The sequence below is a fragment of the Nocardioides sp. SYSU D00065 genome (assembly GCF_017916425.1).
Classification (GTDB): domain Bacteria; phylum Actinomycetota; class Actinomycetes; order Propionibacteriales; family Nocardioidaceae; genus Nocardioides.
In genome coordinates, this window is the sequence record NZ_JAFMSX010000005.1 from 173,174 (window position 1) to 187,087 (window position 13,914).

At 72.0% G+C, this 13,914-nt stretch carries 10 protein-coding genes; 4 read left to right on the forward strand and 6 right to left on the reverse strand.

What is annotated here, in order from left to right; translation table 11 throughout:
* Positions 1-32: 32 nt before the first annotated feature.
* The gene (locus J3P41_RS17925) at positions 33-1,313 is read right to left on the reverse strand and encodes an acetyl-CoA C-acetyltransferase (RefSeq protein ID WP_210652039.1); all 1,281 of its coding nucleotides are present in this window, start codon (positions 1,311-1,313) and stop codon (positions 33-35) included.
* Between the two features lie 223 nt (positions 1,314-1,536).
* Here J3P41_RS17925 and J3P41_RS17930 point away from each other — a divergent pair, with 223 nt between their 5' ends.
* Both J3P41_RS17930 and J3P41_RS17935 read left to right on the forward strand, forming a co-directional pair.
* Positions 1,537-2,871, forward strand: a complete 1,335-nt coding sequence (locus tag J3P41_RS17930) for a 3-oxoacyl-ACP reductase (protein ID WP_210652040.1) — start codon at positions 1,537-1,539, stop codon at positions 2,869-2,871.
* The gene (locus tag J3P41_RS17935; protein ID WP_210652042.1) at positions 2,871-3,752 is read left to right on the forward strand and encodes a MaoC/PaaZ C-terminal domain-containing protein; all 882 of its coding nucleotides are present in this window, start codon (positions 2,871-2,873) and stop codon (positions 3,750-3,752) included. The genes J3P41_RS17930 and J3P41_RS17935 overlap by 1 nt, the downstream gene beginning before the upstream one ends.
* Positions 3,753-3,756: 4 nt before the next feature.
* Here the strand turns inward: J3P41_RS17935 and J3P41_RS17940 are convergent, their stop codons facing one another.
* The 3 genes from J3P41_RS17940 to J3P41_RS17950 form a co-directional block, all read right to left on the reverse strand.
* Complete coding sequence (locus tag J3P41_RS17940; protein ID WP_210652044.1) at positions 3,757-4,974, reverse strand: M23 family metallopeptidase; 1,218 nt, start codon at positions 4,972-4,974, stop codon at positions 3,757-3,759.
* A 154-nt stretch (positions 4,975-5,128) separates the two neighbouring features.
* Positions 5,129-5,995, reverse strand: coding sequence for an acyl-CoA thioesterase II (locus tag J3P41_RS17945; RefSeq protein ID WP_210652046.1), 867 nt, complete (start codon positions 5,993-5,995; stop codon positions 5,129-5,131).
* Positions 5,995-6,936, reverse strand: a complete 942-nt coding sequence (locus J3P41_RS17950; RefSeq protein WP_210652049.1) for a PAC2 family protein — start codon at positions 6,934-6,936, stop codon at positions 5,995-5,997. Before J3P41_RS17950 ends, J3P41_RS17945 begins: the two co-directional genes overlap by 1 nt.
* 120 nt (positions 6,937-7,056) lie before the next feature.
* On the opposite strand from J3P41_RS17950, the gene J3P41_RS17955 reads away from it, so the two are divergent.
* A complete protein-coding gene (locus J3P41_RS17955) occupies positions 7,057-8,271 on the forward strand; it encodes an acetyl-CoA C-acyltransferase (RefSeq protein ID WP_210652051.1) in 1,215 nt (404 codons plus the stop codon).
* Entirely contained in the window at positions 8,268-10,343 is a 2,076-nt protein-coding gene (locus J3P41_RS17960) for a 3-hydroxyacyl-CoA dehydrogenase NAD-binding domain-containing protein (RefSeq protein ID WP_210652053.1), read from the forward strand. The genes J3P41_RS17955 and J3P41_RS17960 overlap by 4 nt, the downstream gene beginning before the upstream one ends.
* A 112-nt stretch (positions 10,344-10,455) precedes the next feature.
* Here J3P41_RS17960 and J3P41_RS17965 read toward each other — a convergent pair whose 3' ends face one another.
* Positions 10,456-11,958 (reverse strand): amino acid permease, encoded by a 1,503-nt coding sequence (locus J3P41_RS17965; protein WP_210652054.1) that lies wholly within the window; start codon positions 11,956-11,958, stop codon positions 10,456-10,458.
* A gap of 54 nt (positions 11,959-12,012) precedes the next feature.
* Complete coding sequence (gene dxs, locus J3P41_RS17970; RefSeq protein WP_210652055.1) at positions 12,013-13,911, reverse strand: 1-deoxy-D-xylulose-5-phosphate synthase; 1,899 nt, start codon at positions 13,909-13,911, stop codon at positions 12,013-12,015.
* Positions 13,912-13,914 lie beyond the last annotated feature (3 nt).

Below are 13,914 nucleotides of genomic sequence, written 5' to 3' on the forward strand. Positions count from 1 at the left end.
ATGAAGCCGATTGCGGACTGCGCCGGACCGCCTCAGCGCTCCAGGATCGCGACGACCCCCTGGCCGCCGGCCGCGCAGATCGAGATGAGGGCGCGGCCCTCGCCCTTCTGCGCGAGCAGCTTGGCGGCGACCGCGAGGATGCGGCCGCCGGTGGCCGCGAAGGGGTGCGCCGCGGCCAGCGAGGAGCCGTTGACGTTCAGCCTGTCGCGGTCGATCGAGCCCAGCGGTCCGTCGAGGCCGAGGCGCTCCTTGCAGAACACCGGGTCCTCCCAGGCGGCCAGCGTGGCGAGGACCTGTGAGGCGAACGCCTCGTGGATCTCGTAGTAGTCGAAGTCCTGCAGGGTCAGGCCGTTGCGCTCCAGCATCCGCGGGACGGCGTACGCCGGCGCCATCAGCAGGCCCTCGTGACCGTTGACGTAGTCGACCGCCGTGGTCTCGGCGTCGACGAGGTGCGCCAGCACCGGCAGCCCGCGCTCCTCGGCCCACTCGTCGCTGGCGAGCAGGACCGCGGACGCGCCGTCCGAGAGCGGGGTGCTGTTGCCGGCGGTCATGGTCGCCGCCGCCCCCTTGCCGAAGACCGGCTTGAGGGTGGCCAGCTTCTCCACGGTGGAGTCCGGCCGCATGTTGTTGTCGCGCTCGACGCCGCGGAACGGCGTGACGAGGTCGTCCTGGAAGCCCTCCTCGTAGGAGCGGGCCAGGTTGCGGTGCGAGCGGGCCGCCAGCTCGTCCTGCGCCTCGCGGGTGATGCGCCACTCGACCGCGGTGAGGGCCGCGTGCTCGCCCATCGAGAGGCGGGTGCGGGGCTCGCCGTTCTGCGGGATGTCGAGGCCGATGTCGCCGGGGCGGATCGAGCCGAGTGCCTTGAGCCGGCCCGCGGTGTCCTTGGCCGAGCTGACCTTCATCAGCTTGCGACGGAGCTTGTCGCTGATCGCGACGGGCGCGTCCGAGGTGGTGTCGGTGCCGCCGGCGATGCCGGCGTCGATGACGCCGAGCGCGATCTTGTTGGCGACCTGGATGGCGGCCTGCAGACCGGTCCCGCACGCCTGCTGGATGTCGACCGCCGGCGTCTCGGGGGCCAGGGTCGAGCCCAGCACGCACTCGCGGGTCAGGTTGAAGTCGCGCGCGTGCTTGAGCACGGCGCCGGCGACCACCTCGCCGAGGCGCTCGCCCTGCAGGCCGAACCGGGCGACCAGGCCGTCGATCGCGGCGGTCAGCATCTCCTGGTTGGTGGCCTCCGCGTAGACCGTGTTGGACCGGGCGAACGGGATGCGGTTGCCGCCGACGACGGCGACGGGGCGGGTGCTGGACTGCATGTCGGGCTCCTGGGACGGTCGGGTCGGTCCGGTTGGTCGAGGTGGCTCGACTCCTATCCTTGCGGGTGCCGCACCCCCGGCCAACGGCCTGAGGGGGACGTCACGAAATGTGGACGCCGAGTTGCACTCCCAGTTACATGATCCCGTCGGGCCCGTCCGTCGACCACCCGTCCGTCCACCCCGTCCGCCTTCCCCGTCCGTCACCGCAGAGGGAGCCCCACCGATGAGCGACCGCTACCAAGGCTTCGTGTCCACCCCCGTCGGCCGGCTGCTGGTCAAGAACCTCGGCCTGCCGAACCCGACCGCGCTCGAGCGGTGGTCCGGTGACGCGCCCCTCGTCGACGGCCTCGTCGTGCTGGGCGGCTCCGGGCGCCTGGCCGGCTCCCTGCCGCAGACCCTCGACCGCCTGGGGATCACCTCGGCGACCGGGCTCGCCGACGACGCCCGGGCCAAGGCGCTGGTCTTCGACGCCACCGGCCTCGTGGACACGGCCGCCCTCGTCGAGCTCCAGCAGTTCTTCACGCCGTTGATGCGCCGCCTCGAGACGTGCCATCGCGTGCTGGTGATCGGTACGCCGCCGGAGCTGACGTCGGGCTCGCAGCGCATCGTCCAGCGCGCGCTCGAGGGCTTCACCCGCTCGCTGGGCAAGGAGGTCGGCCGCGGCGGCACCGTGCAGCTGCTCTACGTCTCCCCTGCCGCCGATGCCGCCCTCGACTCCACGCTCGCCTTCTTCCTGTCCCCCAAGTCGGCCTACGTCTCCGGGCAGGTCGTGCGCATCGGCGCGCACGGGGCCACGACGACCGACCAGGTGGCCGACTGGACGCGTCCCCTGGCCGGCAAGGTCGCCCTCGTCACCGGCGCGAGCCGCGGCATCGGCGCGGAGATCGCGCGCGTGCTGCACCGTGACGGTGCGACCGTGGTGGGGCTCGACGTGCCGCAGGCGGCCGGTGAGCTGCAGACGCTGATGGCCGAGCTCGACGGCGACCACGTCGTCCTCGACATCACCGCCAAGGACGCGCCGCAGCGCATCGCCCATCACCTGCGCGAGCACCACGGCGGGGTCGACGTCGTGGTCCACAACGCCGGGATCACCCGCGACAGGAAGCTCGCCAACATGGACGCGGACCGCTGGAACAGCGTCATCGCCGTCAACCTCACCGCGCCAGAGCGCATCACCCGCGAGCTCCTCGACTCCGGCGTCGTCAACGCCGGGGGCAGGATCGTCGGCGTCGCCTCGATCGCCGGCATCGCCGGCAACGTCGGCCAGACCAACTACGCCGCCTCCAAGGCCGGCGTCATCGGGTTCGTGGAGAGCCTGCGCGACGAGGTCGGCGACGGCATCACCGTCAACGCCGTGGCCCCGGGCTTCATCATCACCCAGATGACCGCCGCCGTCCCGTTCGCCACCCGCGAGGTCGGCCAGCGGCTCAACGCGATGGCTCAGGGCGGCCTGCCCGTGGACGTTGCGGAGACCATCGCCTGGCTCGCCAGCGCGGGCTCCGGCGCCGTCAACGGCAACGTCGTGCGCGTGTGCGGCCAGATGATGCTGGGCGCCTGATGTCGACGCCGAAGCTCCTGCGCGGCGAGCCGGGCGGGGTGAGCACGCTGCTGCGGGCGGCGCTGCCCGCCGTACCGGGCGTCAACCGGCTGCCGGGCGTGCGCAAGGGGTCGGCGGGCGACGTCGCCGGCCTGGCCTACCGTCGCGAACAGGTCGTCGCCGAGCGCTCGCGCGTCGAGGCGTACGCCGCCGTGTGCGGGTTCCCGCGCAAGGACACGGTGCCGCTGACCTATCCACACCTGCTGGCCTTCCCCCTCCACATGGCGATCATGGGCGACCAGGCGTTCCCCTACCCGGCTATCGGCATGGTGCACGTCGAGAACACGATCACGGCGCACCGCGCGATCGCCGTCGGCGAGACCGTGGACGTCACCACCGAGGTCGGCGCGCCCCGTCCGCACGCCAGAGGCGTGCTGCTCGACTTCGTCACCGTGGTCTCCGGCGACGGCGCGACCGCATGGGAGTCCACCTCGACCTACCTGCGGCGCGGCCGCACGGTCGGCGGCGACGCCGTCCCCGGCATTGCCGTGCCGGACCCGCCGTCCGGAGGCGTGCAGTGGCGCCTGCCGGCGGACCTGGGCCGGACCTACGCGTCGGTCTCGGGCGACGCCAACCCCATCCACCTCTACCCGCTGACCGCGCGGGCGCTCGGCTTCCGCCGCCAGATCGCGCACGGCATGTGGACCAAGGCCCGCTCGGTGGCGGCGATCGAGAACCGGCTGCCCGAGGCGGTGAGGGTCGAGGTGGCGTTCAAGAAGCCGGTCTTCCTGCCGGGCACCGTGGCGTACGCCGCGCGGCGCGACGAGGACGGCTGGTCGTTCGCGCTGACGAGTCCGAAGGACGGGGCGCCCCACCTCCTCGGCCGGACGCGTCCAGCCTGAGCCGTCAGCGCCGCGGGGTGCCGAAGCGGACCGTGCGCACGACCGCGCGCGCCGCGGTGGGCGTGCGGGCCACACCCTGGGTGAAGGTGGCGGTCGCCGGTGACCACACGCCGAGGTCCGTGACGCCGTCGCCGTTCCAGTCGCCGGTGACGGGCAGGTCCCCGGACGCGCCGAACGGCACGACCTCGAGGACGGACAGGCCGGCGCCGTCGACGCTGCGCAGCGTGAAGGTCGCCGTGGCCTGGTCGAAGACCCCGAGGTCCGTCGTGCCGCTGCCGTCCCAGTCGCCGGTGACCGGCAGGTCGTCGGCGTCGCCGAGCCAGACCGGCGAGGACGAGCCGTCGGGCATCCGCTGCCAGAAGGTGCCCTCGGCGGCACGTCGGACGCCGATCTCGGTGGTGCCGTCGCCGTCCCAGTCGCCGCTGATCGGCATGTCGGAGGTGACTCCGAATCGGAGCCGGACGATCCCGGTCGGGGTCTTGAGCTTGAACATGCTCTTCTTCGGCGTGCGCACCCCGACGTCGACGCGGCCGTCGCCGTTCCAGTCGCCGAGCAGCGGCTCGTCGTACGCCTTGCCGAACCGCACGGTCAGCGGCGGTGCCGCACCGAGGTTCACGACGAACGACGACTTCCTCGCCCGGCGGAAGACCGCGACCTCCGAGACGCGGTCGCCGGTGAAGTTGCCTGCGAGCGGCACGTCGACGCAGTTGCGGGAGGTCTGCGCGCCGCTGCGCCACTGGCTGTCGTCGAGCCAGGCCGGCACGACGCTGCGGCCCACCTTCTCCTCGAAGTGCAGGTGCGATCCCGAGGAGTTGCCGCTGTCGCCGAGGGTGCCGATCATCGCGCCCTGGTCGACGCGCTGACCGACGCCTACCACCACGCTGGCCAGGTGGGCGTACAGCGACGACTCGCCGTTGCCGTGGTCGATGACCACCCACCGCCCGTAGCCGCCTCTCGGCGTGGCCTGCGCGGTCGTCACCACACCGGAGGCTGCGGCCACGACCGGCGCCCCCAGGTCCGGGTTCCGGTTCCAGTCGATGGCGTGGACGCTGGGGCTGTGGCCGGGCCGGGTGGACCCGGTCCAGGTCTCGCCGCACGGGAAGGGCATCTGGTACGGCGTCGCGGGCGGGGCCGACGAGGCTGGCGCGGCCGCGGCGACCAGCACGAGCGCCGCGCTGGCCAGCGTCATCGCGCGCGCGGTCGTACGCGGGGTGGGGCCCATGGTGAGCGTCCTCGTCGGGGAGCGAACGGAGAGGCGCCGGTGCCCGGACCTGGTAACGCCGGCCTCGACAACCACATGCGCCTCACGAGCGCTCACAGGTTACGGCTTCACGACACGCCCGTCAGCAAATGCCGTGAACTACACCGATGTAGTGCTAAGGGCGCTGCTCACGCAGGCGGATCAGGCCCTCCTGCGCCACGGTCGCGACGAGGTCGCCCGACTGCGTGAACACCCGGGCGAGGGCGAGACCGCGGGCACCGCCGGCGAACGGCGAGAACTGGTCGTAGAGCCACCACTCGTCGGCGCGGAACGGCCGGTGGAACCAGATCGTGTGGTCCAGCGACGCCGGCTGCAGGCGCGGCGAGGCGATGTGCATCCCGTGCGGGACCAGCGCGGCGCCGAGCAGCGTGAGGTCGCTGGCGTAGGTGAACGCCGCGGCCTGCACGGTCGGGTCGTCGGAGAGCGTGCCGTTGACCTTGATCCACAGTCGCGCCCGCGCGGCGTGCTCCTCGTCCTCGGCGATCCCCTGTCCGGTGATCCCGATGTGACGCACGTCGAGCGCGGACCACTCGCGCTCCCAGTCCGCGGCGGTCTCCGGCCCCTGCGCCCGCGCCAGCTCGACCAGGGGCAGCCCCTGCTCGGGCGGCACCACCTCCGGCATCGCGTCCTGGTGCTCGAGGCCGGGCTCGGGGATCTGGAAGTTCGCCGTCATGAAGAAGATCGGGCGCCCGTGCTGGCGTGCGGACACGCGGCGGGTCACGAAGGAGCGCCCGTCGCGGATGCGCTCGACGTCGTAGACGATCGGCACCGAGGTGTCGCCCGGACGCAGGAAGTAGGAGTGCAGCGAGTGCAGCGCGAAGTCGCCGTCCACGCTGCGCGTCGCCGCGACGACGGCCTGCGCGGCGACCTGGCCGCCGAAGACCCGCTGTCGCGTCGTGGCCGCCTGTGCGCCCCGGAAGAGGTCCACCTCGAGCCGGTCGAGGTCGAGCAGGCCGGAGAGCTCCTCGGCACTGCTGGCCATCAGCGCTCCTCCCAGCCCTGGCCGTCGCCGTCCTTCGACGGGTCGTCGAGCTCGGCGAGGAACGCCTCGAAGGCGCTGCCGATCTCCTCGCCCGTGGGCAGCGGCTCGTCCCCGGCCAGCAGGGAGGACCCGGCGGCCTCGGCCTCGCGGAACGCGTCGTACTGCTGCTCCAGGCCCCGGACCACCTCGCTCACCTCGTCGTGCGCGGACAGGTAGCGGTCGACCTCGGTCTCGGTGATCTCGGCTGCCTCGCGCAGTCGGGTCAGGTCGATGGTCAGGCGTCCGCCGATCTCGAGGTGCTCCAGCAGCACGAGCGCAGCCTGCGGGTACTCCATCTGCGCCAGGTAGTGCGGGATGTGGGCTACGAAGCCCAGGGCGTCGAGGCCCCACTCCCCCAGGCGCACCTCGAGCAGCGCCTGGGCGCTCGCGGGGACGCGGAGCTCGCCCTGCCAGGGGCTCTTGCCCGGGACCAGGTCGGGGCGGTTGGCATGGGGCGTGATGGCGATGGGTCGCGTGTGCGGGACGGCCATCGGCACGGCGCCGAGGCCCACGACCCGCGACACACCGAAGTGCTCGACGACCTCGCGCACGGCGCGCGCGAACGCCTCCCAGCGGATGTCGGGCTCGGGTCCGGCCAGCAGCAGGAAGGGCGTACCGCCGGTGTCGCGCAGGGCGCGGACGACCAGGCGCGGCGCCTCGTAGTCGGCGTAGTGGTCGCGCACGAACGACACGGGCGGCCGGCGCGCCCGGTAGTCGTGCAACGAGTCGACGTCGAAGGTCGCCACGACCTTGCCGTCGGACAGGTCCGCGAGGTGGGTGGCCGCGAGCTCGGCGGACTTGCCGGCGTCGAGGAACCCGGTGAGGACGACGACCATCGTCAGGTCGCCGGCGTCGGCCAGCACCTCGGCGTCGTCGACGATGTGCACGAGACGTTCGGCCATGGCCCCAGCCTAGTGACAGTCGTCGAGTGACCTGACACACACCCGCCCGCCGCGCGGGCGTTGTTACCGGGAGGTAACGTGTGGCCCGCCCGTCCCCCGTCCCCGAGCCTGGGAGTACCCGTGTCCCGTCCACAGCGTGAAGTCGTCTTCGTCGACGGCGTGCGCACCCCGTTCGGCAAGGCCAAGGGCCAGTACGCCGAGACGCGTGCCGACGACCTCGTCATCAAGTGCATCCGCGAGCTGATGCGCCGCAACCCGGCCCTGCCGCCCGAGCGCGTCGACGAGGTGGCGGTCGCCGCCACCACGCAGATCGGCGACCAGGGGCTGACCCTGGGCCGCACCGCCGCCCTGCTGTCCGGCCTGCCGAAGAGCGTGCCGGGCTACTCGATCGACCGCATGTGCGCCGGCGCCATGACCGCGGTGACCACGACCGCGAGCGGCATCGCGTTCGGGGCCTACGACGTCGCCATCGCCGGCGGGGTCGAGCACATGGGACGCCACCCGATGGGCGAGGGCGTCGACCCCAACCCGCGGATCCTGTCCGAGCGGATCGTCGACCCCGACGCCCTCGTGATGGGCAAGACGGCCGAGAACCTGCACGACCGCTACCCGACCATCACCAAGCAGCGCGTCGACGCCTACGCCGTGCGCAGCCAGCAGAGGACCCGGGCCGCCTATGACGCCGGCCGCATCCAGCCCGACCTCGTCCCGGTCGCCACCCGCTCCGCGGACGCCGGCTGGGGCCTGGCCACGGTCGACGAGCCGATGCGTCCCGACACGACGCTCGAGTCGCTCGCCGGGCTCAAGACGCCGTTCCGCGCCCACGGCAACGTGACGGCGGGCAACGCCGCCGGCCTCAACGACGGCGCCACCGCCGCACTGCTCGCGAACGAGGAGACCGCCCGCGAGCTCGGCCTGCCGGTGCGGATGCGGCTGGTCACCTACGCCTTCGTCGGCGTCGATCCCGAGGTGATGGGCGCGGGCCCGATCCCGGCCACCGAGAAGGCGCTGCGCCTGGCCGGCCTGAGCATCGACGACATCGGCGCGTTCGAGGTCAACGAGGCGTTCGCCGTCCAGGTGCTGGCGTTCCTCGAGCACTTCGGCATCGCCGACGACGACGCCCGCGTGAACCCCTACGGCGGCGCGATCGCGGTGGGCCACCCGCTGGCCTCCTCCGGCGTACGCCTGATGACCCAGCTCGCCGTCGCGTTCGAGGAGCGCCCGGAGGTCCGCTACGGCCTGACCACGATGTGCATCGGGATCGGCATGGGCGGCACCGTGATCTGGGAGAACCCCCACTGGCAGGGCCACACGTCGAACGGAGAAGCGAAGTGAGCACCGACATCTTCGAGCGCGCCGAGGCGATCGTCTCCGACGCGGAGCGGGTCACCCGAGCACACCTGCGCCGGATCGCGCTGCCCGGGGCGACCATCGGCCTGATCACGCTGGACAACGGCGAGGACCACACGAAGCCCAACACGTTCGGCCCCGCCTCCCTGCTCGCCCTGAACGCCGCCATCGACGAGGCACTGGCCGACGACTCGGTCGACGCCCTCGCGGTGACCGGCAAGCCGTTCATCCTCGCCGCCGGAGCGGACCTCACCTCGATCCGGGGCGGCGGGCCCGAGGCCGTGCGGATCGTGGCCGAGCTCGGGCACGCGACCTTCCGCAAGCTCCAGGACGGCGGCAAGCCGTCGTTCGGCTTCATCAACGGGCTCGCCCTCGGCGGCGGGCTGGAGGTGGCGCTGCACTGCACCTACCGCACCGTGATCGACTCCGCGCCGGCGCTGGGCCTGCCCGAGGTCATGCTCGGTCTCGTCCCCGGATGGGGCGGGGCATGGCTCGTGCCCAACCTGCTGGGCGCCGACAAGGCGGTCACGCTCATTCTCGAGAACCCGCTCAACCAGGGCAGGACGCTCGGCGGGCAGGCGGCGTACGACTTCGGCCTGGCCGACGCGGTCTTCGGCGGCGCCGACTTCATCGAGCAGTCCCTGCTCTGGGCGGCGTCCGTGCTGCGCGGTGAGACCGTCGTCGAGCGGCCCGACGTCGACCGCGGTGCGGCCTGGGACGCAGCCCTCGAGCGCGCCCGAGGCGTCGTGGCGAGCCGGACCGGCGGAGCCTCGCCTGCGGCCGCCAAGGCCGTCGAGCTCATCGCCGCCGCGCGGGACACCGACCGTGACGCCGGCTTCGCGGCCGAGGACGAGGCCCTCCACGCGCTCTCGCAGACCCCCGAGCTGCTGGCCTCCCTCTACTCCTTCGACCTGGTGCAGAAGCGGGCCAAGCGCCCGGCGGGCGCGCCGGACAAGTCCCTCGCCCGGCCGGTGACCAAGGTCGGCATCGTGGGTGCCGGACTGATGGCCAGCCAGCTGGCGCTGCTGCTCGTACGCCGCCTCGAGGTGCCGGTCGTGCTCACCGACCTCGACCAGGAGCGCGCCGACAAGGGCGTCGCCTACGTCCACGCGGAGATCGACAAGCTGCTCGCGAAGGGCCGGATCAACCAGGACAAGGCCAACCGGCACAAGGCGCTGGTCTCCGGCGAGACCGACAAGCAGGTCGCCTTCGGCGACGCCGACTTCGTGATCGAGGCGGTCTTCGAGGAGATGGCGGTCAAGAAGTCGGTCTTCGCCGACGTGGAGAAGGTCGTCAGCAGCGAGTGCGTGCTGGCGACCAACACGTCGTCGTTGTCGATCACCGAGATGGCCGCCGACCTCCAGCACCCAGAGCGGGTCGTGGGGTTCCACTTCTTCAACCCGGTCGCCGTCATGCCACTGCTGGAGATCGTCCGCGGTCAGGCCACCGACGACGCGACCCTGGCCACCGCCTTCGCGACGGGCAAGGCGCTGAAGAAGACGACGATCCTGGTCACGGACAGCCCGTCGTTCATCGTCAACCGGTTGCTCGGCCGCTTCATGAGCGAGGTCGGACGCATCGTCGACGAGGGCACGCCGGTCTCCGTGGCCGACGGCGCGTTCGCGGGCATCGCCCCGATGCCGCCGTTCGTGCTGCTCTCGCTGGTGGGTCCCGCGATCGCGCTGCACAACAACGAGACGCTGAAGGCCGCCTTCCCCGACCGCTTCTACGTCTCCCCCGCCCTCGAGCGGCTGGTGGCGGCCGGGAAGGCGTCGTACTACGGTCCCGACGGCGCTCTCGACCCCGAGGTCGAGGCCCTGCTCGAGAAGCCCGCGTCGCCCGTCGTCCTGACCGCTGAGGAGGTGCGCGAGCGGACGCTGGCCGGTCTGGCCGAGGAGGCGCGCCTGATGCTCGACGACGGGGTCGTCGCCGCCCCGCAGGACATCGACCTGGCGATGATCACCGGCGCCGGCTTCTCCTTCTGGAACGGCGGCCTGACCTTCATGCTCGACGTCCGGGGCATCTCGGAGAAGGTCACGGGGCGCCGCTTCCACTGACCGGCTGACCGGCTGACCCGCTGGGGCGGTGTCCCAGCCACATCCCGTAGGTACGGATCGTGGCTGGGGCACCGCCCCTCGGCGCGTTGGGGCAAGTACGCCGCCCGCAGCCTCAGTCGGCGTCCGTCCGCGCGGTGCCGGCGAGCTCGCCGCGCCCCAGCCGACTGTGGGAGCGGCCGTAGAGGAAGTACACGGCCAGGCCGATCGCCATCCACACCAGGAACCGCACCCAGGTCTCGCCGGTCAGGTTGAGCATCAGGTAGAAGCACAGCAGCACCGACAGCGACGCCACCACGGTCACCGCCGGCGTACGGAACGCGCGCGGCAGCTCCGGGCGGGTCCGGCGTAGCACGACGACGCCGATGGAGACGAGCACGAAGGCGAACAGCGTGCCGATCGAGACCAGGTGGCCCAGCGTCTCGAAGTCGACGAAGCCGGACAGCAGGGCGACGCCGATGCCGGTGATCGCGGTGAGCCGGTACGGGGTGCCGAAGCGCGGGTGGACCTTGGCCAGCGAGGTCGGCAGCAGCCCGTCGCGCGCCATCGCGAAGGCGACCCGCGTCTGGCCCATCATCAAGATCAGCACCACGACCGTGAGGCCGATGGTGGCGCCCACGGCGATGACGTTGCCGATCCACTCGACCCCCGCCGCGTCGAAGGCGGTCGCCAGCGGCGCCGCGTCCGAGGGATCGATCGTGGAGTAGTCCTGCATCCCGGTGACCACGAAGCACACGGCGATGTAGAGCACGGTGACGATGGCCAGGGACCCGAGCACGCCGATCGGTACGTCGCGCTGGGGGTTGCGGGTCTCCTCGGCGGTCGTGGCGACCACGTCGAAGCCGATGAAGGCGAAGAAGACGATCGCCGCCCCCGCGATGACGCCGGCGATGCCGAACACCGCGGGCTCGAGGCCGAAGATCGACGTGACCAGCGGCAGGGACCAGAACGTGCCCTCGGAGTCGCCGGCGGGCTGGCTGGGCGGGACGAACGGCGTGTAGTTGGCGACCTTGATGTAGCCGATGCCCATCACGATCACCAGGCCGACGACGGCCAGCTTGATCGCGACGACGAGCTGGTTGACGCGGCTGGACAGCTTGATGCCGCCGATGAGCACGGCGGCGACGAGCAGGGAGATGACCACGGCCGGCAGGTTGACGACGCCGTCGCTCGCCGAGGCGAGCGAGGCCGGCACCTCCAGCGGCGTGCCGTCCAGCACGTTCTGGAGGTAGCCGGAGAACCCGGCGGCCAGCGCCGAGGCACCGACGGTGAACTCGAGCACGAGGTCCCAGCCGATGATCCACGCGATCAGCTCGCCGAAGGTGGCGTAGGAGAACGTGTAGGCGCTGCCGGCCACCGGGACGGTGGACGCGAACTCGGCGTAGCACAGCGCCGCGAGGGCGCAGGCGAGGCCGGCGATGAGGAACGAGAGCGCGATCGCGGGACCGGCGTTGGTCGCGGCGACCTGGCCGGTGTAGACGAAGATGCCGGCGCCGATGATGACCCCGACCCCGAAGATCGTGAGGTCGAGCGCGCCGAGGTTCTTCTTCAGTCGATGCTCGGGGTGCTCGGTCTCGGCGATCGACTGCTCGACGGACTTGGTGCGGAAGACGCTCATCGCAGCAACCTAGGCCGCCGCCTCGGTTACCGGCTAGTCGGGCCCACCTCGTGGTCAGGCGGGGTGCTCGACCAGGGTCAGGCCCTCGTCCAGCGCGGTGACGTCCTCCACGATCGCGCGGGCGATGGTCTGCGCGTCGAGGCCGATCCGCGCCAGGATCGCGTCGCGCTTGGCGTGGTCGAGGAACTCCTGCGGGATGCCGTGGAGTCGGAACGGCGTACGCACGTCCGCCTCGTTGAGGGTCTGGAGCAGCGCGGCGCCGCAGCCGCCGACGCGCCCGTTGTCCTCGACGCTGATCACGAGCCGGTGCTCGCGCGCCAGCTGGACGATCACGGGATCGACCGGCTTGACCCAGCGCGGGTCCACGACGGTCACGCCGATGCCCTGGGCGGTCAGCCGCTGCGCGACCTCGACGGCGGTGGTGGCCATCGCGCCGACCGCCACGACGAGCACGTCCGGCGCGCCCTCGCGGACCAGGACGTCGGCACCGCCCGCGCGGTCGATCGCGGGCACGTCGGCCGGCGGGGGGCCCTTGGGGAAGCGCACGACGGTCGGGGCGTCGTCGACCTCCACGGCCTCGTCGAGCAGCTCGCGCAGCCGGGTCACGTCGCGCGGCGCGGCGAGGCGAAGGCCCGGCACGACCTGCAGGATCGACATGTCCCACATGCCGTTGTGGCTGGCGCCGTCGTCACCGGTCACGCCCGAGCGGTCGAGGACGAAGGTGACGCCGCACCGGTGCAGGGCCACGTCCATCAGCACCTGGTCGAAGGCACGGTTGAGGAAGGTGGCGTAGACGGCGAAGACGGGGTGCAGGCCGCCCATGGCCAAGCCGGCGGCCGACGTCACGGCGTGCTGCTCGGCGATGCCGACATCGAAGGTGCGCTCGGGGTACTTCGCGGCGAACGCGTCGAGGCCGACCGGGTGCATCATCGCCGCGGTGATGGCCACGACGTCCTCGCGCCGCTCGCCCAGGTCGACGATCGCCTCGGAGAAGTGGTCGGTCCAGATCTTGCCCTTCGGCTTCTCCGCGCCGGTCTGCACGTCGAAGGGGCCGGGCGCGTGGAACTGGTCGGCCTCGTGGCGCAGCGCCGGGTCGTAGCCCTGTCCCTTGCGGGTGATGGCGTGGACGATGACGGGACCGTTGAAGCGCTTGGCGTTGGTCAGCGCCTGCTCCATCGCGGCGCGGTCGTGCCCGTCGACGGGGCCGACGTACTTGAGGCCGAGGTCCTCGAACAGGCCCTGGGGCGCGATGGCGTCCTTCATGCCCTTCTTGACCGCGTGCAGCGCGTCGTAGGCGGCGTGGCCGACCCCGGGCACGGCGTTGAGACGCTTCTTGACGAGATCGAGCACCTGCTCGTAGCGCGGGTTCGTGCGCAGCGAGGTCAGCGCGGTAGCCAGGCCGCCGATGGTGGGGGTGTAGGAGCGCTCGTTGTCGTTGACGACGATGACCAGCCGGCTGTTCTTGGCGATCGCGATGTTGTTGAGGGCCTCCCAGGCCATGCCGCCGGTGAGGGCACCGTCACCGATGACGGCGACGACGTGGCGGTCCTCGCCGCGGATCGCGTAGGCCTTCGCGAGGCCGTCGGCGTACGACAGCGACGTCGAGGCGTGCGAGTTCTCCACGATGTCGTGCTCGGACTCGGCCTGGCTGGGGTAGCCGCTGACGCCACCCTCCTTGCGCAGCGTGCCGAACGCGGCGTGGCGGCCGGTGACGAGCTTGTGCACGTAGGACTGGTGGCCGGTGTCGAAGACGACGCGGTCGCGCGGGGAGTCGAAGACCCGGTGGATCGCCAGGGTCAGCTCGACGACTCCGAGGTTGGGACCGAGGTGCCCCGAGTTGGTCGCGACCGTGCGGATCATCACGTCGCGGATCTCGACCGCGAGCTCGTCGAGCTGCTCCGCCGAGAGTCCACGGAGGTCGCGCGGCGACGCGATCGAGTCGAGGAGTGCCATGTC